This window comes from Limnothrix redekei LRLZ20PSL1, from assembly GCF_043235035.1.
In the GTDB taxonomy this organism is placed as follows: Bacteria; Cyanobacteriota; Cyanobacteriia; order CACIAM-69d; family CACIAM-69d; genus CACIAM-69d.
In genome coordinates this window covers 33202-57177 of sequence record NZ_JAZAQF010000059.1, presented here as the reverse complement: position 1 = coordinate 57177, position 23976 = coordinate 33202, and the positions used below count along the sequence as shown (strand labels likewise).

Below are 23976 nucleotides of genomic sequence, written 5' to 3'. Positions count from 1 at the left end.
GTGAGACCCCCTGCAACCGAACGCAGGAACACCGGCAAACGGTACTAGAATGCATGGCAACAAGCCGCGCGCACCCGCCGGCTGGCCCGCACCCAGCAGCACCGCGCCCGTCCACAGACACAGGCACCCACACAAGCAAAGGGAATCAGAAGCCGGATTATGAGTAATACAGACAAGATTCCAGTTGGCATCGTTGGCGCATCGGGCTACGGCGGCGTGCAACTGGTCAGAATTCTGTTAGATCATCCCCATGTGGAACTGACCTATTTGGGCGGCGAAAGCAGTGCCGGCCAAAGCTATGGGCAAGTTTATCCTCACCTGGCCCACCGCATTTCCCTGAAGGTGGAGTCGATCGACCTGGATGAGATTGCCCGGCGCTGTCGGGTGGTGTTTTTGGGGCTGCCCAACGGGATTGCCTGTGACTTGGCTCCTCAACTGGTCGATCGGGGCTGTAAGGTGTTGGATCTGTCGGCAGATTACCGGTTCCGGGATCTGAACACCTATGAAGACTGGTATGGCAAGAGTCGCAGCGATCAGGAAGTGGCGGCCATGGCGGTCTATGGGCTGCCGGAACTGAATCGCGAGGCGATCGCGGAGGCGAACCTGATTGGTTGTCCCGGCTGCTATCCCACGGCCAGCCTGTTGGCCCTGCTGCCCCTTCTGAAACAGGGGATTATCATTCCGGAAACGGCGATCATTGATGCCAAGTCCGGCACGTCTGGCGGCGGTCGCCAGGCCAAAACCAACATGCTGTTGGCGGAAGCGGGCGGTTCCTTTTCTGCCTATGGGGTCGGTCGCCATCGCCACACGCCGGAAATTGAACAAATTTGCACGGATTTGGCGGGTCATGAAGTGCGGATTCAATTCACGCCCCACCTGGTGCCGATGCCGCGCGGCATTTTGTCCACCGTCTATGCCACCCTCCGCGATCCGGGCCTGGTGCGCGAAGACCTGCTGACCATCTACAACGCTTTCTATCGCAACAGTCCTTGGGTGAAGGTGTTGCCCAGTGGGGTCTATCCCCAAACCAAGTGGGCCCTAGGAACCAACCTCTGCTATTTGGGTGTGGAGGTGGATCCACGCACCGATCGGGTGATTGTGTTGTCGGCGATCGATAACCTGATGAAGGGCCAATCGGGTCAGGCGGTGCAGTGCATGAACCTGATGTTGGGCTTGGATGAAACGATCGGGTTGCCCCAGTTGGCGTTCTATCCCTAGGCTTGCTCCCGAAATGGTCGATCAATCTTGGTTTTCCCAACCCCTTTCCCATGGCCGGAAAGGGGGCGGAAACCGCTGAGGATCAGGATCCAGGCGACAGCCAAAATCTGGTTAGGTTCGGGAATTGCACCAATCAGCGCGATCGCACCCGATCTCCAGCCAGCGCTAGACTTCGTTAGGCTAAATCCATCCCGATCGACCGCAGCAAAATAAGGTGATAGCGCATGGCCGCGACAGATTTTAAGGATTACTATGCGGTGCTGGGTCTGACCAAAACCGCCAGTGCCGAGGAAATCAAGAAAACCTATCGACGGTTGGCGCGCAAATACCACCCGGACTTGAACCCGGGCGACAAACAGGCAGAGGCGCGGTTCAAGGAAGTGAACGAGGCCTATGAAGTCCTGTCCGATGCGGACAAGCGCCAAAAGTACGATCGCTTTGGTCAATATTGGCAACAGGCCGATCGCGCCGGTCAAGCCTGGGGAGGAGCCGGGGCCGGGGGAGCCGGGTTTGATGATTTTGAGTTTGGCCGCTACGGCAGCTTTGATGAATTTATTAATGAGCTGCTGGGACGATTTGGCGGGCCAGGGGCCGCCGGGACGCGATCGAGCAACTACAACTATCGCAGCGGCACAGGCAGCAACTACAGCGGCAATTACAACAGCAGCAATTTTGGGGGTGGCTTCTCCGGCTTTGGGGATGTGGGCGGCTTTGGCCCCCAATCGGCCGCGGGCGATCGAGAAGCCACCTTGGCCCTGTCCTTTGGGGAAGCCTTTAATGGCACACAAAAGCGCCTGAGCCTGGGAGCCGAAACCATCACCGTGCGCATTCCTCCCGGGGCCAAACCGGGCAGCAAAATTCGCCTCAAAGGCAAGGGGCAATACGACCCCTACAGCCGTCAACGGGGAGATCTGTACCTGAAGGTCAGTCTCAATAGCCACAACTTCTTCCAGTTTGAGGGCGATACCTTGGTTTGCGAAATCCCGATCGCCCCAGATGAGGCGGTGTTGGGAACCAAGGCCGATGTGCCCACCCCCGATGGGTTGGTGACCATGAATGTGCCAGCGGGTATCAAGTCGGGTCAAACCCTGCGGTTGCGAGGCAAGGGTTGGGTTGAACCCAGCGGCAAACGAGGGGATTTGTTGGTGCGGGTGGCGGTGACCTTGCCCAGCTCGCCCACGGCGGCCGAGCGGGCCGCTTACGAGCAGGTGCGGGCCGCGCGATCGACCGATCCCCGATCGCACTTGCGCTCCGTTCAGCTTTAAGCGTTTTTAGGCATTTTTAAGCGTTGCCAAACCGGTCGATTAACCCTAGCAGGGAACCATCGATCGAACCGTGGTGGCAAAGTTCGCCAAGATTCGCAGGCCCGCCGCCGCTGACTTTTCCGGGTGAAACTGCACCGCCATCACATTGGGCCGACCGGAACCGAGCGCTTCGCAGTGAATGGCGGCTGTCACCGTTTGGCTGCCGTGGGTGGTCGTGGCGGCGATCGCCCCTGGATCCGCCGGATCCACATAGTAGGAATGGACAAAATAGGCCCAGGGCGACAGCTCCAACCCTTGCCACAGCAGGGATGTGGGTTGGGTGAGGGTCAACTGATTCCAACCCATATGGGGAATAGTGATTCCTGGTTCTGGCTGAAAAGCCCGCACGGAGCCGGGCACGATGCCCAGGCCCGGTTCCCGGCCCTCGCTGCTGGTTTCAAATAGCATTTGCAAACCCAAACAGATGCCCAAGAAGGGTTTTCCTTGGGCGATCGCCTGGCGAATGGGCGCTTCCAATCCCCGATCGCGCAGTTGCTGCACCGCCGGATCAAAAGACCCGACTCCCGGCAGGACGATCGCATCGGCGCGATCGATCACCGTTGCCGAGTCAGTCACGATCGGCTCAACTCCCGCCTGGGTTAGCCCCTTGCAGGCGGAATGCAAGTTGCCCATATCGTAATCGACCACGGCAATCGTTGTCATAGGACACCAAACCCCTGCAATTGCTGCAATTGTATTGACTGAAACTGTGATTTTGATGATGGGCGATCGAAAGCGATCTTAATCATCCAAATCATTCAAAAGATCGAAACCACTGAAATTATAGGTTTGAAATGGCGCAATCTCCATGGCTGATCACCTCCTTTCAAACTTGGTTACCCCATCAGAAATCGAACGCTTCCGATGATTTGCTGGCTTTGCTGATCGAACAACGGCAACTGCCCCCGCAGGCGATTTGCTTGCGGCAATTACCCGTTGATTTTGATCTGGCTCCTCAGCGGGTGATTGGGGCGATCGAGCAACATCGCCCTCGGCAAATTGTGTTATGTGGCATGGCTGAGGGGCGATCTCACCTATCCCTAGAAGCCCAAGCTAACCAAGGGGGGAGTTGGTTAGCAACGGGTTTTCATTTGCCACAACTTTTGGCGGGAACTGAGTGTTCTGAAATTAGCTTTGATGCAGGAAATTTTGTTTGCAATGCGCTCTATTACCGAGTCTTGCAATGGCTGTTGCTCAACCGCCAATTAGCCAAGGCTCTATTTATCCATGTGCCAGTTTTGACCCTTGAAAATCAAGGAAAAATCGCAGCAGATTTCCGTCAAATTTTGCACAACCTAGAGCACGATCGCCAAGTTTAATTTCCTGCAAATCTACTCAGTCTTATCCTTCACCAATCGCCCGTCTTCCATATACAGCAGTCGATCGGCAATATCCAAAATGCGGTTATCGTGAGTAACCAACAAAATGGTGCAATCTCGCTCCTTGGCCAAGCGTTGCAAAATTTCCACCACATCCCGCCCCGACTTGCGATCGAGCGCGGCCGTTGGCTCATCGGCCAAAACAATTTTGGGAGAACTCACCAGGGCCCGGGCGATCGCCACCCGCTGTTTTTGTCCCCCTGAAAGCTGCTCGGGATAATAGTCCAATCGCTCTCCCAAGCCCACCGCCGTCAACATTTCATCCACCAGCCGATCGCACTCTGCATCGGTGTAATGGTCATGTAATTCCAAGGACAAGCGGACATTTTGGCGAGCTGTTAGAAAGCTCAAAAGATTATGGGCCTGAAAAATATAGCCAATGTTGCAGCGAGTTCTTAGAAGCTGTTCTTTGCTAGCTCCACACATTTCTTGACCCAAAATTTTCAAGCTCCCTTCATGGGCCGATCGCAACCCTCCCAACAGGGTCAATAGGGTGGTTTTTCCAGAGCCAGATGGCCCCGTCAGCAACACAATTTCACCCGCTTGAATGGTCAAATTAATGTCATAAAGCACCTGTTTTTTGAGGTCGCCATTGCCAAAATAGTGATTCAAATCCTGAATCGTAATGGCATTAGCTTGGCTAGATGGTTGCCCAAGGACTTGATTCGTAACCTGATCCATGACCTGATCCATAACCTAACCCTCTGCTAGATTGATCTCTCCAAAAGTGGGCAAAAATCCTGAGTGGGCAAAAATCCTTAGAAAATATCCGCTGGATCCGCTTGATAAAGCTTTTGCATGGCAATCACGCTGGAGGCGCTGCACATGGCAACGGTCAACACAAAAACGGTGATGGCGCGATCGAGCTGCATGAAAATCGGCAAAAGGGTAGCGGAATAGGTAATTTGATATAAACCCATTGCCAAAACCATGCTGGGTAAAAAGCCAATTACTGCCAAAATTAAGGCTTCAGTAATCAGGACGCGCACCAGAAAAACGTTGCTGTAGCCCATGGCTTTCATGGTGGCAAATTCCGACAAGTGATCGGACACATCGGAATAGAGAATCTGATAAACGATCACGATGCCCACAATGAAGCCCATGATGACCCCGAGACCAAAAATGAAACCAATACCGGTTCCTTCGGCCCAATATTGCTTTTCAACGTTGGCAAATTCTTCAACGGTTAAAACTCGCACATCCTTGGGCAAAAAGGCGGACAGTTTGCGTTGCATCACCACCGGATCGCTACCCGGTTGCAGTTGAATTAACCCCACTTCAATGTTGCTGGCGGAGCGATCGGGAAACAAATGTAAAAAGGTGGAATCACTGACGATCGTGTTGCCATCCGCCGCAAACGATGCCCCCAAGGTGAAAGTACCGCTGACGTTCAAGAGCCGATCGCTCAACTCCACTTCTAAACCCTGGGGCGACCGGGCTAACCAATCGGCCACCATGCCATATTCCGGTCGTCCCGCTTGGTCAAACAAAACGGTCTTCAGCAGGGTGATTTCGGTAAGTTGCTGTTCCACTTCCGGCAGCTTGAAACTGGGCTTTCCAGGTTCGACTCCCCAAACCAAAATGGCGCGACTTTCACGGGTTTCTGGATTGCGCCATTGGCCGGTGTTGATATAAATAGAACTCACCTCTTTCACTTCGGGCAGTGCGCGAGCTTGATAGAGCCGTTCGCGTTGGAAGCTTTTAACAGAAAAAAGTGTCCGAAACTGGGGATTAATGAGGACTAAATCCGCATCCAGGTTGAGGTGAGGCTTGATGGCTGCGTCGTATAGGCCACTTTGGAACCCCAACTGCATGAACATCAAAATATCAGCAAAGGCAATGCCAGCAATGGCTACAACGAGGCGGCTTTTTTGGCGCACCAATAATAGCCAAGAAAGGGGAGTTTTTTTGGGCATGGGATCGGTTGCAACGCTAGCAAGCGCGCTGACAAAAGAATTGATTCAGTAACAATCAAATGACCATTAATCAAATGACCGCCAATTAGCGAGTTAGCGAGTGTTGCCCGTGCCGGTTTCGATGCTCACTTCCACTTGTAAATTGGTGAACGATCGCACGCGGGCCGTGCTGGCCGGATCGAGCAAAATGCGCACTTCCACTACCCGTCGATCGAGGTTTTCGCCCGGCTGATTGCTAAACACGTTTTGTCGCAACACTTGCAGTCCCACTTGGGCCACCGTGCCGCGCAAGCTGCCCTGAATCGCTTGGCCCACAACGGTTGCTGGTTGGCCAACGCGCACCAACCCCACATCGGTTTGGTAAACCTCCGCCACGGCCACCATTCGATCGGTCTGAGCCAGATCAAGCAGACCGTCATCACCAATCTTTTCGCCCGCCCGGGCATGGATCTTCAAAATTTGCCCATCGCTGGGGGCCCGCAGATAAGCCCGTTCCAAGGCCGCCGCCGCCCGATCGCGCGCGGCCCGCGCCGCCGCCACTTCCGCCAAGGCCGTGCGCACATCCACCGTCCGCACTTCCGCCACACTGCTGAGGGTGGACTTGGCCTCTTGCCATTGTTGTTGGCCCGCCCGCTCAACCCGACTCAGCACCGCCGCGGCCTCTTGCACTTCCTGGCGACCGGTACGATCGAGCCGGTTCAGTTCCGCCCGGGCTTCCTGAAGTTGCCGAAACAAGGTTTCCACCGACAGCCGCTTGGAATCGTACCGAGAGGCAGATTCCGCCCCCTCTTGATAGAGCGCCTCGTAGCGCCGATATTCCGATTGGGCATTGGCTAACTCCGCTTCCAAGCGACGAACGGCGGCCGACTGTTGGGCCAACTGCCCTTGCCACTGGGCCCGCAACCGGCTGAGCTGGGCCCGTTGAGCATCGGTGTTCCCTTGCCATTCTGCTTGCACTCGGTTCACGGCGGCCCGCTGGCTGTTGATGTCGCCGGTTTTGGCTCCGGCTCGCACTTGAGCCAAGCGAGCTTCGGCCACCTGCACTTGGCGGTTCGCTTCGTTATATTCGGCAACCAACACGGTTTCCGAAGCCAACACGGCCACCACTTGCCCCTCCCGAACCCGATCGCCCTCCCGCACGCGCAACTCACTGACCCGATCGCCATCCAGCGCCAAGGGAGCCGCCAGCCGCACCACCTCCGACTCCGGCTCCAGCCGCCCCAGGGCCGTCACGCCCGATCGCACCACCGGGCCCGGGGTTGGGCTTTGGGCCTGCTGCTCTGCCGTTGCCCGGTTCCACTGCGACAGCCCGATCGCCCCCAGGGCAATGCTTGCCGCCGCTGCGCTAGCCGCCAGAGCCAGCGTGTTGAAATTCCTGAACTTTGCAATCACGATTGGTTTGCTCCCAGTAGCCCGCTAGCATCTTGGACATCAAAACTGCCTGTTCCGCCAAATCCAACTGCTCGCCCAAAAGCATTCGGCGGTACAGCAAGCCACTCACCCAAGCCAAAAAACACTCCAAAACCGGACGATCGTGAATTCCCAAAAAGTCTGCCAGCGCCTGAACATAGCGATCGTGGGCTCCCTGAATCAGGGGATTTTTGCGCACCACTTCCCCCTGATGGCGGCAAAACTCCGCAATTAACAGATCCTGCTGGCGAAAATATTCCTCGTTGTCAATCACGCAATCCATCACCACCACAATTCGTTCAGCCAGGGTCAGCGGATGGCTCAACTGACTGAGCACTTGCTCTCCCGTATCCTCCAAGCTCAGGTAGTCCATGAGTTGGATGAAAAGGTCTTCTTTACTCTCGAAGTAGTGGTAAAGGGTTCCAGTGGAAACACCGAGTCCTTTTGCAATTTCCCGAATCGTGAGTGCGTGGTAGCCCCGTTCGGCAAACAAAGCAAAGCAACGACTCAGGAGTTCTTGGCGATAGCTCTCGTGATCAACAATTTTGGGCATTGGCTCAATACGCAAGTGTTTTTAATCGGTTTTTGTGCGGCCACACTACCTCACCTGCGCAAAATTGGCACTGAAATTGGCCTTGAAATCGACATTGTGCAATGCATGATCAGGGGTCGATCGATGCCTAATGAATGCCGTATTCATGCCGAATCGATGCCTGAGCAATGCTGGATCAAGGAGTTCATCAGTGAAATCACCAGCGACTTGTTGAGGAATACTCTCGATTAGTTCTCTAGAGCAATTCTCTTGGGGGTTGTTGTCAGAAACGGCGATCAAGAATGGTTGGTCATTGTTTTCAGGCTTGGATGACTGAATCTTGTAACCGAAATGGTGGCAACTTGGGACGAGTCCTCAGCCAAAAGATTCAAGATCCAAAAATTTGCATTTAGCTCTGCATCTTCAGGACTCGAACCCTCGGAATGGGGTCGCAGGCTGCCGGTTGATGAGTTGAGGGTTGGGGTTCTGAACTCGGATTTATTTTAAATCGAACGTTCGTTATTTTTCTAGTCCCCGGCTAAAATTTTTGTCAAAATTTCCGGATGGTTGATTTTTTGGGGCAGTTCGTGGATGGCCCGATCGCCCCAACCCTTGCATTGCCGACCCGACACATTTCCCAGAGCGCTGGGTGGGAGTGGGTAGACTGGAGGCGGATATTGCAACCTATCCATTGCTCTCCCTTGCAGCCATTGAGAATCAGTCGTCATGACCATTTGGGTAAACGAACAAATTGACCCCGCAGGCATTTCCCATGCTTGCATTGCTTCTACCAGCGAAGAACAGGCCCAGGCCTGCTATGAGTCTTTCCAGGAAAATCTGACCGATGAACAGCGCCAGGAGGGTTGGGTGGTGACCATGCGCACCGTGGATTCCTGGGATGATGTGCCCGTGGCGGCCCTGAAGCTGAGTGTTTAAGCCGGTTCAGTCGATCGCCTCCCGATCGCCCCTGGCGCTGCTTGAGCCTATGCAGCAGCCCAGATCAGATTTTGAGCCTGTGGTTTTGCGCCCATGGTTAACGAATCCGGGGCCGACCCTAGGGGGCGATCGAGATACAATCAGGCCGTTCGGGGCTATTTCTGTGCCATTGCACCCTGTGCCATCACAGATCGGCTTTTGCAGCGCGCTCCTGCCGAACCACACCCACCCTCTTTTTCTGACAAGCTCTGTCGTTTGTTTTTAGGTATCAGCAACAGCGAGGCAAGCCATGGATCGCCAAGACATTCGGGAACGGTTAGGCAACATTGATCAAATCCGCGACATCTTGGTCGGCTCCCAGCTTCGCGACTATGAAAATCGCTTTGCGCAAATGGAGTCGGAACTCAATCTGTTGCATCAGGATTTGCAGGATCGGATTGAGGAGGTGAAGGTTTCCCTCTCAACTCAATTGCAAGCTTCCCTGGAGGCGCTGGATAAGCGGTTGAAGGGGTTCACCACCAAGATGCAAGAGGAAACAACGGACTTGCAGCAACAGAACGATCGCCTGGGGCGGCGGGTTCAGGCCATCTTTGAGGAGTTGGATCGAGCCTTTGAGGAAAAAACCACGGCGATCGACGGCCGTTTGAACGAAAGCCGCGACAAGCTGCAAGAGGACATCCGCACCCTGCGTACTCAAATTTTTGAGGAGTTGGATGCGCGGTTCTCGTCCTTGCGCGATAACAAGGTGGAGCGCGAAACCTTGGCAGAGTTGATGTTTGAGCTGGGAATGCGCCTGAAGGGTCAGGATGTGGTTCCGGCGTTGCAAGCGGCGATCGATCCGCCAAGTGCCCTGTCGGTGGAGTTGGTGTCGCCAGAAGGTTAATCAACGGTTAACCGAACTGGGGCGCAACGATCATACGGGCCGGTTCGCCAATCCTGGCCGATCGGGCATTGGGCCAACGGTGGGTTTTTCTCAGGAAGATTTCCTAGACTGGATGGAACCCGTTGTCACTGTTGGATTGAGTTGGTTGGAGTGCTGGCCCTATGCCCGATCGCAATCATTCCGAGTCGGAACCGGTGGAGGATTGGCTAGATCTGCTAAGTCAGTTGGGCCGATCGTCCCAGTCGCCCACGGAGCGGCCGCCCAGTTCGATCGCTCCGCACCCCCAAGGTTCGGTGGCGAGCCGTCTCGCGGGCCCTGATGAAACCCTGCAAGGCCGAGCGGGATCCGACTTAACAGGATCTCGCTCGACCTTGGTAGAAGCTGACTTTACAACCGACTTGGCAGCCAACTTTGTGGAAAATTTGGCAGACCGTGATCAGCCGCAGGTGAATCCGTTTGGGGCCGATCCGGACTTGTTGACCCCGCCTCCGCCTGCAGCGGGTCGATCGCCCCTAGCTGCCCGATCGGGGCAAGACACAGCCCCCCCAAAAGGAACCAACGGGGCCAACGGCAACGGCACACCCTCCGAAGGTAACGACAGCTCAGGGGAAGATGCCTGGGAGCAGTTGCAATCACTGTTGATTGGTGACAACTTTGTCCGCGTGGAAGATCGGGTGGAAGCCCTGCGCGGCAAAATGCAACGGGTTCAACAGCAGGTGGATGCAATCGAGTCCCTGCTGCAAAATGCCGACCAACTGGTGGCGCACCTGTCGCCCCTGATTGCGCGGTTGATTGAACGGCGGGTGCTGGATGCCCGCGAAGAAATTTGCCAAGCCCTGTTACCCACGATCGATCGGCTGATTTACGAGCGATCGCTTCAGGATCGGCAAGCCATGGCCGAGGCGATCGCCCCCGTGCTGGATGCCGCGATCGTCCAGCGAATGCAAGATGCTCCCGCTGATTTGGCCTTGGCGATCGCCCATGCCATTGCGCCCGAAACCGCCTCCGCCATGCGGGAGCAGTACCAGCTTGATGCGGACTCGATGATTCAAGCCCTCGGGCCCATGATGGGGGCTTCGATCAAAGAGCAAATTGCCCTAGAACGGGATGCCATGGTGGATGCGCTCTATCCCGTCATTGGCAACACGATCGCCAAGTACATGAAAGACGCGATCGACTCCATCAACGAAAAGGTGCATAACACCCTGAGCATGGAAGGGGTGGGCCGCAAGATGCGAGCCAAAATGCAAGGGGTCTCCGAAGCGGAGCTGATTTTGCGGGAAGCCATGCCCTATCGGGTACAGGCTGCTTTTTTGATCCACAAGGCTTCGGGCCTGGTGATGAGCGAATGTCAATCCGCTGACCAAGATCCCCTCGAAGGGGACATGCTGGCGGGAATGCTCACGGCCATTCGCAGTTTTGTGAATGATTGCATGGTGCAAGATGGCAACGTGTCCGAATTGCACGAAATTCAGTACAACGATTCGCAAATTGCCATGGAGGTGGCCGGTTACTGCTATTTGGCGGTGATTGTGAAAGGTCAACCGTCCAAGGGCTTTTACCGCCAGTTGCGATCGACCCTGGAGCGGTTGGTGGAACGGTACGATCGCCCCCTGCAATCCTTTGATGGCGACTCCCGCACCCTGCCGGCCCCCGTTCACACGGCCGTGACCGGTTTGGTGCGCCCCATCCAACAGCGTTCGTACCTGAATCGGCGGGGTGGGTTTCCTTGGGCCCTGACGGGGCTAATTTTGGTGCTGAGCGCGGCGATCGCGGCCCCCTGGATTTGGTGGAACTATCAAAACCAGCGCAACCGAGGCCTGTTGGCGGCCGTGCAAGGGGCCCTGAATACTTCTCCCCAATTGGCGGTGTATAACCTATCCGTTGATTTACAAGGCGATCAGTTGCGATTGCGGGGCAAAGTTCCCTATCCTTGGCTGCGATTCCAGGCGGAACGCACGGCCACCGACACCTATCGGGCGATCGACCCAAAACGGTTTCAGCAAGCCACACCCCCCAAAAATCAAATCATTGCCGTGCAGTTGCCCACAGATCCCATTCTGGCGGCTGCCGAGGTGCAGCGGATTGCCAAAACCTTGAACCGGGATGGCAACGTGGTCAACGCTAGCTACAGCATCGATGCGCAATCCGGCGGAACGGTCACCGTCACCGGCTCCGCCCGCAGCCGAGCCGAAGCCAGCGCGATCGCGGCGGCCTTTGAGCGGGTTCCCGGCACTAACCGTGTCGTCAATTCGTTGCAAATTGTGATTCCGAGTCTGACCGTTCGGTTGTACTTTGAGTTAGGAGCCGATCGATTCGTTGATGTCGATATTGCCGGCAAAATCGATCCCATTCGCCAATTCCTGCAAAGTTATCCGGATCTCAACCTGCGCGTGGTGGGCCACAGCGCCCCCACCGAGCCGAATGCATCGGCCCTGGCCTTGCAGCGAGCGCAATTGGTGCGATCGGCCCTCATTAGCCGAGGCATTTCGGCCCAGCGGCTAGTGCCCAGTGCCCAGGTTGGGCCCCCGCCGGACGTGACCCAAGGCGATGGGGAATGGATGAGTCGTTGCGTGCGCTTTGAAGCAATCCCAGCGCCTTAAATTCCTGATCCATTCCCCATCCATCGTGAAGCCAATCGATTCACGATTCGATTCACGATGTTCCTCCCTGGCTTACCCATGAATGAGCCATCGCTTCGGTTTGCTGGATTTGCCTGCTATGTTCGACCAGCTTGATTTGCATCATTAACCCGCTGGAACAAGGCTCCTGAGCAATTCCCTTGCTTTGAATCATTTCCTGAATTGCCCATCCGCGATCGCCAGGGGGCCCGAGAATCGGGAGTTTTGCCGTTGAATTTCGGCCAGTTTCCATCCTGTCTTCTACAATCGGCCCAGTCGCCGGTGCGTTTGCCAACCCCTTAAAGCCATGCAAACCCTTTCAAAAAAAATTTGTTTGGTCGGTGATTATGCAGTTGGCAAAACCAGCCTGATTCGTCGATTTGTGGATCGGCAATTTAGCGATCGCTACTTATCCACCATTGGGGTAAAAATCTCTCGGAAGATTGTGCCCGTGCCCCTGCCAGATATGTCCCCCGATCGGGCCTCTGAGCGGACGGAGCCGATGGAATTGCAGTTGCTGATTTGGGATGTGGAGGGCCAAACCAAGTTTCAGCGGATCGCCCCCAGCTATCTTCAAGGATCCTCTGGGGCGATCGTGGTGGCCGATGCCACCCGCCCCGACACGGTTAGTCATCTGCGCGACCATGCCAATTTAGTGCGATCGGTCTCGCCCACCAGTGTCGTGATTTTGGCCATCAACAAAGTCGATTTGATGGACGAGTCCCATAAACACCATCTGCAGCTTCAGGTGGAAACCCTCCTGGCCGGCGTGACCTACTCGCTCTATTGGACTTCCGCCAAAAGTGGCAGCAATGTGGATGAGATCTTTAGTGAATTAGCCCTGTCCATGGTGCAGCCAGCCATCAGCCGGGGCCGATAGCTGACGGGGCGTTGGGTTTGGCTCAGGGTTTGGCTCAGAGTTTGGCTCACTCAGTGCGAATGACGCAAATTGAGCAAGAACTCAGCAAGAACTCAGCAAGAATTCAACGCCAAATTAAATGCCAATTAAGTGCAAACTAAGCGCGGGTCAACACTGCCGGAGCCGTTTGAATGGGCACCACATCTAGGCGATCCTGACTGGCGCAATATTCCAAATCCTCCAGCAAACCCAGCCGCAGCAAGCGTTGGCCGTGGCTCGCCTGGTGAAACAGTTGCAGCAGTCGATCGCGCCATTGGTCATAGAGCGCCAACGCCGCCACGGCCTCATCGTTGCCGAACCAATCTGAGTCCTGACCTAGTTTTTCCAACAGGGCAGAAATAATCGCACCGGCGCAGACCGTATCTTCCAGGGAAAAGCTGCCTTCCCAGCCGGAAGCAGTCATCCAGAGGGTGGCGGGTTGTTGGGCCAACACAAAGTCCACGATCGCCCGTCGATTCACCAGGGCCGCCGCCAAAACAACCGGGGCGCTTTGAATGGTTTGCAGGGCCCGAGTGCCGTTGGTGGTGCTCATGAACAGGCGTTTGCCCGCCACCCGATCGGGGGTACAGTCTAGGGGAGAGTTGCCCAAATCACAGCCTTCCACGGTTTTGCCGCCCCGCTCGCCAATCCGAATGCGACGATCGGCCGGCCAAGCCTCGCTGGTGGTCATCAATTCTTCAAGGGTGCAAAAGGCCTGAACCGATTCCGCTCCGGCGGCCAGCGCTGTGGCGATCGTGGTCGTGGCCCGCAACACATCAATGGCGATCGCACAGTCCGGCGCTGGGGTCGTCGGCGACTCGCTCCCCGAAAATTGGGGGGTTAACTCCGGGGTATGAAATACAGAAATCTTCACAGAACAGATTTCTTTACAGAACGCAACGACACCCTTTAGTGCATCACGATGGGGGCGATCGCGCAAGCATGGTCAGCCCCAAGATGTTCTGGGAATTGTGGATCGGTGCTGAGCCTAAAGGGCCGGAATTTCGTTTGGTTTTGGGAGGATTTTCCCCATCAGCCGACGAAGACCCTAAGGAGGGGATGATTAACGGGAATTAACCACCAGCAACTAGGGTTAATTCAGGCTAGCCGGAATGTTGCTTCAGAACGTCATCGAAGATGATTCAACCAGACCATTCAACCAGACCATTCAACCCAGTTAACCCGTGACCAGAAGATGGCCATGGGGCGCTAAATTCAGCTAAATTCAACCGATGGCTGACGGCGGCCCGTTGCGGCCAGCCATTGAGCGAAGTCATGGGGTCAGGCATTTAGAGTCACCATTGAGACCCATAACTGAGCGTAGGAGAATGGGGCGATCGCGCCATCTCGAACCGCCGAAACCCAATCGCAATTCGTCAAGACTCTGGGTGTTTCATCTGCCATCTAGGACAGAATCTTGCTAGGCTCAAAGAACCATGCCAACTAACTCTCCGGCAATGCAAACTGAAACCTTTACAGAGCTTTTTCCATTATTCAATGCGGCCAGTCAAGAAACGCTCGATTGGCTGTTGGCAGCCGCAGTCGAGCATGATTACCCCGCAGGACGCGCCGTTTTAATGGAAGACTCTTGGGGAAATGCGGTCTATTTCATTGCCTCCGGATGGGTGAAAGTCCGTCGGCTTTCGGGGGACAAAGACATGACCTTGGCCATTTTGGGTCAGGGTGACTTTTTTGGAGAAATGGCTATCTTGGACGAATCGCCTCGATCGACCGATGTGCTGGCCCTTAGCGAAGTGGAACTATTTAGCATCTCCGCTCAACGATTTGTCCAAACCCTGTTTAAAGATTCTCAACTGCACCACCGACTGCTGCAACTCATGGTGCGCCGGGTTCGGAATGCCAACACCCGCTTGCAGTTGCGCCGGAAACCGAGCGCCGTCAAATTAGCAAACACCTTAGCTTCTTTGGCTGATGATTATGGACAGCCGGCCGATCGGGGACGCGACATTCTGAATATCCCGCTCAAGGATTTGGCAGAAGTCAGTGACATTACCCTCGAAGAAACCGCCAAAATTATGGCGAAGCTGCAAGAAAAAGGTTGGGTGAAGATCGATCCGCACGAAAAAATTATGCACTTGCCCTTTCTGCCACAGTTACGACAACTGGCAAGCCAAGGTTAGTGAGAGGCTATTGAGTGGCATGGTCAGGTGGCATGGTCAGTTTGTCGCTGACCATTTCCTCTGCCGTGATTGCATTCTGTTGATGACGTTTTCTCTTTCTCCAGCCCATGACCCAAGCAATTGCTACCCCGCCCGATCGTCGAGCAGCCCAGTTGCCACGGTTAACCTATCAAGTGGCCATGCCCGAGCCACAAACCCACCTTTTTGAAATTGAACTGGTGCTGGAGGGTTGGCAAAGCACCACCTTGGATCTCAAGTTTCCCGTTTGGACTCCCGGTTCCTATCTGATTCGGGAGTATGAACGGCATCTGCAAGACTTCAGTGCTTGGGGGGAAAACCAACAGCAACTGCTGTGGCGAAAGCTGGCCAAAAATCACTGGCAAGTGGCGATCGGGCAGTTAGAAACGGTCACCATTCGCTATCGACTGTTTGCTAACGAATTGACCGTGCGCACGAACCATCTCGATCGCACCCATGCCTACTTCAACGGGGCAGCCACTTTTCTCTATCCCGTTGGAGGGTTGGAAGTTCCGTTGCAAGTGACCATTGCCCTGCCCCAATCGGACTGGCAAGTGGCTACTGCTCTGCCCTTGGTTAACGACCAAGGAACCCACAAAACCTTTCAAGCTGCCAATTTTGATCAACTGGTTGATAGTCCCTTTGAAATTGGAACTCATCAACTACATCGCTTTGAAGTGCTGGGCAAGTCCCATGAATTAGCGATCTGGGGCAATGGCAACCTGGAACCCCAATCGATCATTGATGACTTTGAAAAAATCATCAAAGTTGAAGCTAACCTATTTGGCGGACTGCCCTACGATCGCTACCTATTTATTTTGCATCTCACCGGTCAGGGCTATGGCGGTCTAGAGCATAAAAACTCCTGCTCGCTGATTTATAACCGCTACGGATTCCAGCAAACGGAAAAACGCCATCAGTTCATGCAACTGGTGGCCCATGAATTTTTCCATCTTTGGAACGTGAAGCGGATCCGGCCCAAAGAGCTAGAAATCTTTGATTATGATGCGGAAACCTACACGCCGTCCCTGTGGTTTTGCGAAGGAACCACTAGCTACTATGATTTGCAAATTCCCTGTCGTGCGGGTATTTATAGCCGAGCGGATTTCCTAACGCAATTGAGCAAGGAAATCACTCGCTATTTGAATACACCGGGACGGTTAGTTCAGCCTTTGGCCGAATCGAGCTTTGATGCTTGGATTAAGCTTTATCGGGCCGAAGCTCACAGTGGCAACAACCAAATTTCCTATTACCTAAAGGGAGAAATGGTTTCCTTATTATTGGATTTAAAAATTCGAGCTAAGTTTGACAACACTCGATCGCTCGATGATGTTTTGCAGCGCTTGTGGCAAGCGTTTGGCCAACCAGAGGTGGGCTTTACCGCTCAACAATTGGAATCCATTATTGCTGAAGTGGCTGAAGAAAACCTGAGCGATTTCTTCCAGCGCTATTTGCACACCACCGAAGAATTACCAATCCAAACCTATCTGCAACCCTTTGGCTTAGAGCTAAAGGGAATTGTCGATCGCACAGTTCCTTACTTGGGCCTGCGTCTGGCCACCGAGCAAGGCCGCGAAATGGTGAAATTCACCGAAGCTCAATCACCCGCCCATCATGCGGGCATTGATCCTGGAGATGAAATCCTGGCCTTGGATGGCATTCGGTTAGCAGCGGGACAATTGCCCGATCGCCTTCGGGACTATCAACCGGGCGATCGACTCACCATCGCCTATTTCCACCAAGATCAGCTCCAATCCACCACCGTAGAGCTGGCTGATCCCAAGCCCAGTCGCTACGAAGTCGCCCCTCTCAAAGACATCAGCCCGCTGCAAGACCAACTCCTCGCCGGTTGGTTGGGAACTGCCTAGGGAATGCGATTCGTTATGCAAAAAGCGGGAGCCACTTCGGATGTTGAAGCTGGACTCCCGTTTACAAGATGGATCTTAGCGATTGAAAGGAATGCCGAAAAGGCGTGAAACTGGCAAGCAAGTCACAGAACCTCATCCATGGGCTAATTCCCACCGGAACTAACCCCTACAGATTCGAGCAGATTCGAGAATCGATTCAAGAACCTGGGGATGAAACCGTAACTATTCGGCCGCGCCTTCGTCGCCCACAACCACAGGGGTGATGTTGACGATTTTGCCGCCCAACCGCAGAATTCGTTGCATTTCTTGGTTCATGCGGCTGTAGGGCACGTTAATGAAGATACTGCCGCTATTGCGCACAGAATAGGACTGGCGATCGGTTTGGTCATTTTGAGCCAAACCCGTCACTTCATAACGGAACACACGGGCCCCAGCAGTGGTGTTGGCCGACGAACCCGCAAGCGCTTGACCGAGCATAAACTCTCCCTCAAACTGTTAAAAAACTTCGCAGTTAAATGTCGCAGTTTAACTGTGGAATACTGTCTTTTTCAAGACGATAGAAAACGAGGTACAACGCATGAATAAATCATGATCATTGCACCTCGTCAATCGCAACCACTACAAGCAAACAGGAGCAAGCAAACAAGTCCCAGCCATTCATGGTTTGGCCCTGTTGCGGCGTGTCACCGCTGTGCTGCATCAGCCCAGTCAGCAGCCGTTGCCATCCGACAATCCAAGGCGATCGAGCTGGGTACAGGGCAGGGTGACCAAGCAACACAACCTTCCAATGGGGCTGAGTCATCATTCCATTTGTGTCAAGCCAAGGCCCTAAACAGGGGTGACGCTGGCGATTTTGCCGCCTTGACGTTGGATCTTTTGCATTTGATCCGACAACCGCGAGTAGGGAACCGTGAAGGTGCGGCTGCTACGACGCACGGCCGGATAGCCAGCACCCAACAGGCCCGTTGCTTCCACGCGATACAGGCGATCGCTTTGGCTTTGGCCAAAAGAGGTGGGGGTGAGGCTGCCTTGGCCCAGGTCTTGCGAATTACGGAAGGCCCAGCCAATGTTGCTGCCCGAGGGCCCCACAACGGCCGAAGCAGAATTGCGTCCCAACTCCGTGGCTAGACGCGGGCTGATTCCTTCAATCTGTGCCCGATCGCTATTGGCATAGCCCCGGTACAGGTGGAACATACGCGTAAAGCCCACGGTCTTCTGACCCGTTTGGGTCGCGAAACCGCGGTAGTAGGGAACAATATTTTCGCCAAAAGCGTTTTGATATTCTGCGGAATCGATGTAGGAATCGATGTCAGCATCAAAGCCTTCGTTTTGGTAGCGATCGAGGTGTTCAATCACTTCCGACTCATCGTAGGGCGCACGACCCAACAGATGCTTCAGATTCAACTCGATCGTCCGAGTTTGGAAGTTGTTATACAAAAACTTCTCTTTGTATAGATCGGACTTCGCCACGGAGCGGACAAATTCTTGCACCGTGATCGAACGATTGCGCAGCAGCGACTCAGAGCTGATCAAGCGCTGGGACTGCATCACATAATCGTTGCCCAGTACCTGACGGTAAACCGCCCGGATCACCAGTTCAACATCATCTGCCGAAGCATAGGCCCGCAGCTCAACGGGTGCAGCATCTGCATAGGCTGCCGTCCCCAGGCGCGAAGCAGCAACAGTAACGGCCATGAACAAATCTCCCAAAAATCACAGCAAGCACGGCTTACAAAAAAGCTCCCGGAAGAGGAGCCAACCAATTGAACCAGGTTACCGTTGCTGGGCAAACCAGCCACAACCGGCTCGGACACTCTTCCGGGATTGCATCAACTAGCTCAGGGCTTGGATAGCGTAGTCGATGTAGGTGTTTGCTTCGTTAGCAGCTTGACCGCTCAGACCGTGGTTAGCCTTGATGCTCTTGAGAGCTTCAACGTACCAGCTGGGGGACAGTTCGAAGGTGCTGTTGATTTCAGCCAAACCAGCGATGAGGTAGTCATCCATGGGGCCGGTGCCACCAGCAACCAAGCAGTAGGTGATCATGCGCAGGTAGTAGCCCACGTCACGAGCGCACTTGTCCTTGCCGGTTTGGGTCGAGGCGTAGTTAGCGCCGTTCATTTGGGTCGTGTAGGGGAACTTGCCGTACACAGCTTGCACAGCAGCGCTCACCAGGCTGTCAGCCTTGGTGGTCAGGGCGCGAGCAGCTTCCATGCTGGCTTGAGCGCGCTCGAAACGACCGCGAGCCGATTGCAGTTCAGCGTTGCTCAGGAAACGACCTTGCGAATCAGCAGCTGCGATAGCTTCGGTGATCGGAGTCTTCATAGTCCCGTGTTAGGTGTCTCTAAAGTTAGCGTTGTTGACATCTTCACCCGCCGCAAGCGAACGGGGATTCCCAAACCTCACGATTTGGGTTTCTACGTCACAGCACTCGACCTCACCTCGAAAGGCTCTTGGGCTTTGTGGCTGCTCCGCAGACTGAAACCGCTAGCCTAGCGGCCATCCATCGACTAAAACGCCCTGAAGGGCGGGGCTTTAAACCCTGTTTTCCGATAAATCGAGACGAGATTGAAGTCAAAAGAAGATTGAAATTCTAAGTGACTTCACGGCAGCTTCGATTAGGCAACTGCACCAGCAGCGCGATCGAAGTAGCCAGCCACTTCAGCAATCAGCGAAGAGCAATCGCCGGGGGTGATACCAGCGGGATCGTTAGCGATCGCGATCGCAGCATCCTTCATCTTGGCAACGCCAGCAGCCACCGAAGCGCCGGGCACGCCCAGAGCAACGTAGGTTTCGCGCAGACCGTTCAGGCAACGATCATCCAGAACGCTAGCATCGCCAGCCAAGGTTGCGTAGGTCACATAACGCAGGATGATTTCCATGTCGCGCAAGCAAGCAGCCATGCGACGGTTGGTGTAAGCGTTACCACCGGGAGCGATCAGTTGAGGTTGCTCAGCGAACAGAGCGCGAGCAGCATTGGCGACGATAGTCGAAGCGTTGCTGGTCAAGCGGTTAACAACGTCGAGACGCTTGTTGCCGCTAGCAACGAGGGCGCTCAGAGCATCCAGTTGCTCGTTGCTCAGATAAGCACCACGAGCGTCGGCTTGAGAAACAACCTTCGCAAATGCGTCGAACATGGAATCGATCTCCTAAGGAATAGGTGTTTGTCGAGGTTGGTTGTGGTTTTGCGCTGTAGACAACTCAGTTCGCTGCCTTCACCTGCTAGCGCAGTGCGAGAAGGTTTTTCAGCTCAACCTTAGTTCAGCAACGCTTTGCTTAAATTGGGAATCTCAATGGGTAGCCATGGCAAATCTGCCGGTTAAATTAACCGCAGTCATGGCTCAAAATCTGAGAGACTTTTCAAGTTTTATGAGAACCGAAAAAAATCCCTAGCAGTAGCGCGTTGACTAACGTTTGCTTGTTAAACACCTCTCGGCTATTTCTTTATACAACGCAGAAAGGGGTTTGGTCATTACAAGTTGTTAAGTTTCTTCAGGGATGTTCGGCATGAGCAACGAAGGATTAAGGAAACTCCCGTGTTGCTAAAGGCTGAGGGCGATGGAAGAGGATTTCTGGGCTGTTGGGAACTCAAGGTTTTGTGGTGTGGGGATTTACTGAGTTTTGTGCTTTTTTGCAAAGGTTAGGTATAAAAACTTAGTCCGAAGAATCAAGAACTGAAATCGCCCCGATCAAAAACGGTAATTGTCTAGAATTTCGTCAGAAATCCTTAATGTTTCCTTTAGAAAAGGTCAAAACCTTTAACAAAAATCGATGTTGGCTCCTGGCTGTGAAATCCTTGAATAAGGGCTAGCAAATCGGTCAATGGGCAAGATCAGTCTGCGGAAATGCCCGATGGATCTCGGTTTTGGCGGTTGGCATCCTCTGGCAATTGGATTCGCAAACTTTGCATGGCTTCTATGCGAAATTTGCTTTGTTGGCAACCCACCTTTGGTAAACCCTCTGTTGATCAACCTGGTTGTGGATGAGATTGCAAGGATGGGATGGCAAATGGGTTTGCGGCATCTCTAGCGAACCGAGAAAAGTTTATTGGTCGGGGCCGGCTGTGGGCTGCTGCCAGCGCTTGAGCTGAAGTAGGTATTGCCCTAAAAACGGTAGCCCTCCAATCGCGGGGAGCAGGTAGCGGGAGGTACACAACAGCCCAAGGGCGGCCCCGATCGGGGCGGCAAAGTAGGGTTGGTAAAACAAAATGAGGGCTGCGTCCCGAGTGCCCACGCCCGCGAAGGTTAGGGGCAACAGGCCGGCCAGAATGGCCAGCGGCGAGAGGGCTAAGTTAGCCAGGAAGGGCGCAAAGGCACGCAGGGCCAAGATGAAAAACCAGATTTGTAAAAGATGCAGAAACCAAATCACGATCGAGGTGAGGGTGACAATCGCGAGTTGGCGGCGATCGCTCCAAAAGTAGTCGTGCATCAGTTGCCAGGAGCCGCTGAGCCGATCGAGCTTGCGGCGCATCTTGCCGGGGGCGATTCGCTGACTGGCGGCAAAGACCGATCGCGCAAAGGCGGGCCAACTCAACAGTGCCACCCCGGACACCAGCCCCCCGATCGTGGCCAACGTCATGATCCAAAACAGCGGATCCTTGCTGGGATAGAGCAGCAGGCCAAACCCGCACCACACCAGCAACGACAACATATCGCAAGCCTTTTCAAACACCACCAACGAAAAGGCTAGGGAACCCTCTAAATGTCCCCGATCGCGCATGAAATAGGACTTGGCCAGGTCGCCCATTTTGGACGGCAGCACCATATTCAACACACTGGCCGCCAAAATCAGCCGATTGGCTTCTCCAAAGCTCAAGGTTGCAGCGGAAACCGCCGCCGACTCGATCGCCGGGGATGCTGCTCGGTCTGAATCCTCCGAGCTTGCTGGGTTGGGCAACGGAGTCCCGTGCGGCATAGCCCCCTGGGGCCTGGCCCGGGGCATTAACTGCTGCAACCGCCAGGCCGTCAGCAAGGTTAAGGGCACAACCATGCCCAAGCTGATGGCCATCCATACCGGATCGCATTGCTGAAATACTTGCACCAACCCGGCAAAGTCGATGCGGGTGTAAATCACAATCAAAATCAGCAAGCTAACGGCAATTGAAACCCAACGCTTCATAGAAAATCTCAGGCAGGAAGGATGATGGGGATAGGTTGGCGGCTTTAGGAAAACAGGCGATCGACCTTCAGGGGTTCACCAGGCTGGAGATGCTGAACCTGAGTCGTCAAATTCCAGCTTTTTTGGAGCTGACCCGCTTGGTAAGTGCGGCTCATCACCACATAAATCGAAGTTTGATCGGTACCGATTTCCACGCCTTGCACGGGTTGCCAATCGGGAGCCAGCAACTCATCTTGCACCCGCCAGCCTTGCCCCACCCATTCCAAACGACGAATGAAACGATAGGGGGTCGATCGCTTGCCCACGATCAAAATCTGCTGCAAAATGCGCCGAATAAGGTTCGGAAAAAATCGCCCCACACTCAACATAACCAACCGCAAAATCATTAACTTGCTAGGGGTCATGAGGGTTTGTTTTGCCCAGCCCAGTTGCCCACAAATGCCAATGCGATCGGGTTCCACTTGCAGATCGTATTGATCCACCAGGTGACCCACAGCATTTTTCAGTTTTTTGCCCTGTTGCACTTGCAGTGAAAATTGCGTATCGGATGCCAATAGGTGTTGGTTTCGGAAAATTTTGAAAGTGCCGCCTTTGTTGAGGGCTAACAGTAAGGTCAACCAGTGACCTTCGTGGTTTTGGCGACGATCGATCAAAATTCTGGCTTCCGGTAGCCAAATTCGCAGGGGCTTGGGATCTGGAATGGGCGGGCGATCGGGCACAAAATCCCGCCAGGCTAACAAATAATTCCAAGTGTGATGACCCACAATATGGTCATCCGCATAACAGGCCCCTAATCCCCGTGCGAGTCCTTGTAAAACTTGGTCATTAATTGCCAGAGCCGAAGGCATCCACCGCCCCACCAATTCAAAGCCATGGGGGAAGAAATTATAGGTATTTCGGCTCGTATATTCCCCCCCAAAAGAGCCATCGGGATGCACAAACCACTGCACCAACTCCACCGCTTGGGCTAAGGCGGGCTGCAGTCTTGGATCTGCCTTGTCGCCCTGCAAAGTCAGCAACCGTGCCAAACAGGAAATGGTGAGGGTGTGGTAGCCCGGATCGCACCCTTCATATTCTTGAAACCAGCCTTCGGTGCTCTGCCAAGACAAAACCTGATTGAGGCGATCGACCTTGGCCCGTTGCCATCGATCGGTCTGGAGCCGCTGCCCCAGCAACTCCAAACACAGCACAATCAAGGCCTGGTGATTGGTGAGCCGGCCGCTTTCTTGGTGATGGGCCAACCAATCGGCCCGCCGACTCAAAAATTGCCAAATTTGCGGATCATCTAGCCCAATTAGCTCACAGGCATCAATGCAGGCCAGCAAAGAAAAGGCCGCCGCCCCACCAGCTCGTTCAAAGGGAAAATAATCATCACAGGAGCCGTCCGGGTGAGAGCTTTGGGCCCCGTAGCGAATGCCTGCTTCCACCCAGCGCTGGAGGTTAGGCTGCTGATAGAAAGGATTGTTCGGTAAAGGCAGGGCCCAAACCAACGCCAGGGGCAGCACAAATTCCTGGCTCATGCCGCTGGGAAAGTCAACGATTTTGTATTGCCAGTAGTTGCGATCGAAGCAGCCATAGGTGGGGCTATGGGGGTTGCGATCGCACAGGGTCAAAATTTTGGGAATTTGGGCGATCGCCGCCTGGGCAAACTGATCCCGATCGGGCTGCGACGGGAAAGATGGAGGCTGATGAGGCATGGAGCTAGAAAACTCATCGATCGCCATAGGGAAGTGCGGG

General features: G+C 54.4%; 23 protein-coding genes. 9 read left to right on the top strand and 14 right to left on the bottom strand.

Translation table 11 applies throughout. The features are described 5' to 3' along the window. Positions 1-159 precede the first annotated feature (159 nt). Positions 160-1218 carry an N-acetyl-gamma-glutamyl-phosphate reductase gene (gene argC, locus VPK24_RS09970; protein WP_393012679.1) on the top strand — a complete coding sequence of 353 codons (1059 nt, stop codon included), beginning with the start codon at positions 160-162 and terminating at the stop codon, positions 1216-1218. 224 nt (positions 1219-1442) lie between these two features. Next, on the top strand, positions 1443-2483 hold the full coding sequence (locus tag VPK24_RS09965; RefSeq protein ID WP_393012677.1) for a DnaJ C-terminal domain-containing protein: 1041 nt from the start codon (positions 1443-1445) through the stop codon (positions 2481-2483). Positions 2484-2528: 45 nt separating this feature from the next. Here the strand turns inward: VPK24_RS09965 and hisH are convergent, their stop codons facing one another. Next, positions 2529-3185: an imidazole glycerol phosphate synthase subunit HisH gene (hisH, locus tag VPK24_RS09960; RefSeq protein ID WP_393012674.1), complete on the bottom strand. Its 657-nt coding sequence runs from the start codon at positions 3183-3185 to the stop codon at positions 2529-2531. 131 nt (positions 3186-3316) lie between these two features. Here hisH and VPK24_RS09955 point away from each other — a divergent pair, with 131 nt between their 5' ends. Beyond that, on the top strand, positions 3317-3841 hold the full coding sequence (locus tag VPK24_RS09955; RefSeq protein ID WP_393012671.1) for a peptidase C15: 525 nt from the start codon (positions 3317-3319) through the stop codon (positions 3839-3841). Positions 3842-3853: 12 nt separating this feature from the next. On the opposite strand, the gene VPK24_RS09950 is transcribed toward VPK24_RS09955, so the two are convergent. The 5 genes from VPK24_RS09950 to VPK24_RS09930 all read right to left on the bottom strand — a co-directional run bounded on the left by VPK24_RS09950 (position 3854) and on the right by VPK24_RS09930 (position 8451). Continuing rightward, positions 3854-4582, bottom strand: a complete 729-nt coding sequence (locus VPK24_RS09950; RefSeq protein WP_190526321.1) for an ATP-binding cassette domain-containing protein — start codon at positions 4580-4582, stop codon at positions 3854-3856. 77 nt (positions 4583-4659) lie between these two features. Next, on the bottom strand, positions 4660-5817 hold the full coding sequence (gene devC / locus VPK24_RS09945; protein WP_190526319.1) for an ABC transporter permease DevC: 1158 nt from the start codon (positions 5815-5817) through the stop codon (positions 4660-4662). Positions 5818-5910: 93 nt separating this feature from the next. Further along, entirely contained in the window at positions 5911-7209 is a 1299-nt protein-coding gene (locus VPK24_RS09940; RefSeq protein WP_393012667.1) for an HlyD family efflux transporter periplasmic adaptor subunit, read from the bottom strand. Continuing rightward, the gene (locus VPK24_RS09935; protein WP_393012665.1) at positions 7163-7780 is read right to left on the bottom strand and encodes a TetR/AcrR family transcriptional regulator; all 618 of its coding nucleotides are present in this window, start codon (positions 7778-7780) and stop codon (positions 7163-7165) included. Before VPK24_RS09935 ends, VPK24_RS09940 begins: the two co-directional genes overlap by 47 nt. Positions 7781-8286: 506 nt before the next feature. Further along, entirely contained in the window at positions 8287-8451 is a 165-nt protein-coding gene (locus VPK24_RS09930) for a hypothetical protein (RefSeq protein ID WP_393012662.1), read from the bottom strand. Positions 8452-8485: 34 nt separating this feature from the next. Here VPK24_RS09930 and VPK24_RS09925 point away from each other — a divergent pair, with 34 nt between their 5' ends. From VPK24_RS09925 to VPK24_RS09910, 4 genes are all read left to right on the top strand, one after another. Continuing rightward, a complete protein-coding gene (locus VPK24_RS09925; protein ID WP_393012659.1) occupies positions 8486-8695 on the top strand; it encodes a glycogen debranching protein in 210 nt (69 codons plus the stop codon). A gap of 289 nt (positions 8696-8984) precedes the next feature. Next, positions 8985-9578, top strand: coding sequence for a hypothetical protein (locus VPK24_RS09920; RefSeq protein ID WP_190353539.1), 594 nt, complete (start codon positions 8985-8987; stop codon positions 9576-9578). A 161-nt stretch (positions 9579-9739) separates the two neighbouring features. Next, complete coding sequence (locus tag VPK24_RS09915) at positions 9740-12181, top strand: OmpA family protein (protein WP_393012657.1); 2442 nt, start codon at positions 9740-9742, stop codon at positions 12179-12181. Between the two features lie 325 nt (positions 12182-12506). After that, a complete protein-coding gene (locus VPK24_RS09910; RefSeq protein WP_393012654.1) occupies positions 12507-13079 on the top strand; it encodes a Rab family GTPase in 573 nt (190 codons plus the stop codon). Between the two features lie 136 nt (positions 13080-13215). Here VPK24_RS09910 and VPK24_RS09905 read toward each other — a convergent pair whose 3' ends face one another. Continuing rightward, positions 13216-13971 carry a 2-phosphosulfolactate phosphatase family protein gene (locus VPK24_RS09905; RefSeq protein WP_393012652.1) on the bottom strand — a complete coding sequence of 252 codons (756 nt, stop codon included), beginning with the start codon at positions 13969-13971 and terminating at the stop codon, positions 13216-13218. Between the two features lie 583 nt (positions 13972-14554). On the opposite strand from VPK24_RS09905, the gene VPK24_RS09900 reads away from it, so the two are divergent. After that, a complete protein-coding gene (locus tag VPK24_RS09900) occupies positions 14555-15238 on the top strand; it encodes a Crp/Fnr family transcriptional regulator (RefSeq protein ID WP_393013179.1) in 684 nt (227 codons plus the stop codon). Positions 15239-15345: 107 nt separating this feature from the next. Beyond that, entirely contained in the window at positions 15346-17124 is a 1779-nt protein-coding gene (locus VPK24_RS09895; RefSeq protein ID WP_393012649.1) for a M61 family metallopeptidase, read from the top strand. 222 nt (positions 17125-17346) lie between these two features. On the opposite strand, the gene VPK24_RS09890 is transcribed toward VPK24_RS09895, so the two are convergent. From VPK24_RS09890 to VPK24_RS09860, 7 genes are all read right to left on the bottom strand, one after another. Continuing rightward, the gene (locus VPK24_RS09890) at positions 17347-17601 is read right to left on the bottom strand and encodes a phycobilisome linker polypeptide (protein WP_099535459.1); all 255 of its coding nucleotides are present in this window, start codon (positions 17599-17601) and stop codon (positions 17347-17349) included. Between the two features lie 115 nt (positions 17602-17716). Then, positions 17717-17929 carry a hypothetical protein gene (locus tag VPK24_RS09885; RefSeq protein WP_393012646.1) on the bottom strand — a complete coding sequence of 71 codons (213 nt, stop codon included), beginning with the start codon at positions 17927-17929 and terminating at the stop codon, positions 17717-17719. A 23-nt stretch (positions 17930-17952) separates the two neighbouring features. Beyond that, entirely contained in the window at positions 17953-18819 is an 867-nt protein-coding gene (locus VPK24_RS09880) for a phycobilisome linker polypeptide (RefSeq protein ID WP_099535464.1), read from the bottom strand. 138 nt (positions 18820-18957) lie between these two features. Continuing rightward, complete coding sequence (gene cpcA / locus VPK24_RS09875; RefSeq protein ID WP_099535466.1) at positions 18958-19446, bottom strand: phycocyanin subunit alpha; 489 nt, start codon at positions 19444-19446, stop codon at positions 18958-18960. 293 nt (positions 19447-19739) lie between these two features. Continuing rightward, positions 19740-20258 carry a phycocyanin subunit beta gene (locus VPK24_RS09870; RefSeq protein WP_393012643.1) on the bottom strand — a complete coding sequence of 173 codons (519 nt, stop codon included), beginning with the start codon at positions 20256-20258 and terminating at the stop codon, positions 19740-19742. Between the two features lie 907 nt (positions 20259-21165). Further along, positions 21166-22239: a lysylphosphatidylglycerol synthase transmembrane domain-containing protein gene (locus tag VPK24_RS09865; RefSeq protein ID WP_393012640.1), complete on the bottom strand. Its 1074-nt coding sequence runs from the start codon at positions 22237-22239 to the stop codon at positions 21166-21168. 44 nt (positions 22240-22283) lie between these two features. Further along, positions 22284-23936, bottom strand: coding sequence for a hypothetical protein (locus VPK24_RS09860; protein WP_393013176.1), 1653 nt, complete (start codon positions 23934-23936; stop codon positions 22284-22286). Between the last annotated feature and the right edge of the window lie 40 nt (positions 23937-23976).

Coding starts and splice junctions, on each gene's coding strand:
- argC (WP_393012679.1), top strand. CDS start 160: ATGAGTAATACAGACAAGATTCCAGTTGGCATCGTTGGCGCATCGGGC.
- VPK24_RS09965 (WP_393012677.1), top strand. CDS start 1,443: ATGGCCGCGACAGATTTTAAGGATTACTATGCGGTGCTGGGTCTGACC.
- hisH (WP_393012674.1), bottom strand. CDS start 3,185: ATGACAACGATTGCCGTGGTCGATTACGATATGGGCAACTTGCATTCC.
- VPK24_RS09955 (WP_393012671.1), top strand. CDS start 3,317: ATGGCGCAATCTCCATGGCTGATCACCTCCTTTCAAACTTGGTTACCC.
- VPK24_RS09950 (WP_190526321.1), bottom strand. CDS start 4,582: ATGGATCAGGTTACGAATCAAGTCCTTGGGCAACCATCTAGCCAAGCT.
- devC (WP_190526319.1), bottom strand. CDS start 5,817: ATGCCCAAAAAAACTCCCCTTTCTTGGCTATTATTGGTGCGCCAAAAA.
- VPK24_RS09935 (WP_393012665.1), bottom strand. CDS start 7,780: ATGCCCAAAATTGTTGATCACGAGAGCTATCGCCAAGAACTCCTGAGT.
- VPK24_RS09930 (WP_393012662.1), bottom strand. CDS start 8,451: ATGGATAGGTTGCAATATCCGCCTCCAGTCTACCCACTCCCACCCAGC.
- VPK24_RS09925 (WP_393012659.1), top strand. CDS start 8,486: ATGACCATTTGGGTAAACGAACAAATTGACCCCGCAGGCATTTCCCAT.
- VPK24_RS09920 (WP_190353539.1), top strand. CDS start 8,985: ATGGATCGCCAAGACATTCGGGAACGGTTAGGCAACATTGATCAAATC.
- VPK24_RS09915 (WP_393012657.1), top strand. CDS start 9,740: ATGCCCGATCGCAATCATTCCGAGTCGGAACCGGTGGAGGATTGGCTA.
- VPK24_RS09910 (WP_393012654.1), top strand. CDS start 12,507: ATGCAAACCCTTTCAAAAAAAATTTGTTTGGTCGGTGATTATGCAGTT.
- VPK24_RS09900 (WP_393013179.1), top strand. CDS start 14,555: ATGCAAACTGAAACCTTTACAGAGCTTTTTCCATTATTCAATGCGGCC.
- VPK24_RS09895 (WP_393012649.1), top strand. CDS start 15,346: ATGACCCAAGCAATTGCTACCCCGCCCGATCGTCGAGCAGCCCAGTTG.
- VPK24_RS09890 (WP_099535459.1), bottom strand. CDS start 17,601: ATGCTCGGTCAAGCGCTTGCGGGTTCGTCGGCCAACACCACTGCTGGG.
- VPK24_RS09885 (WP_393012646.1), bottom strand. CDS start 17,929: ATGATGACTCAGCCCCATTGGAAGGTTGTGTTGCTTGGTCACCCTGCC.
- VPK24_RS09880 (WP_099535464.1), bottom strand. CDS start 18,819: ATGGCCGTTACTGTTGCTGCTTCGCGCCTGGGGACGGCAGCCTATGCA.
- cpcA (WP_099535466.1), bottom strand. CDS start 19,446: ATGAAGACTCCGATCACCGAAGCTATCGCAGCTGCTGATTCGCAAGGT.
- VPK24_RS09870 (WP_393012643.1), bottom strand. CDS start 20,258: ATGTTCGACGCATTTGCGAAGGTTGTTTCTCAAGCCGACGCTCGTGGT.
- VPK24_RS09865 (WP_393012640.1), bottom strand. CDS start 22,239: ATGAAGCGTTGGGTTTCAATTGCCGTTAGCTTGCTGATTTTGATTGTG.
- VPK24_RS09860 (WP_393013176.1), bottom strand. CDS start 23,936: ATGCCTCATCAGCCTCCATCTTTCCCGTCGCAGCCCGATCGGGATCAG.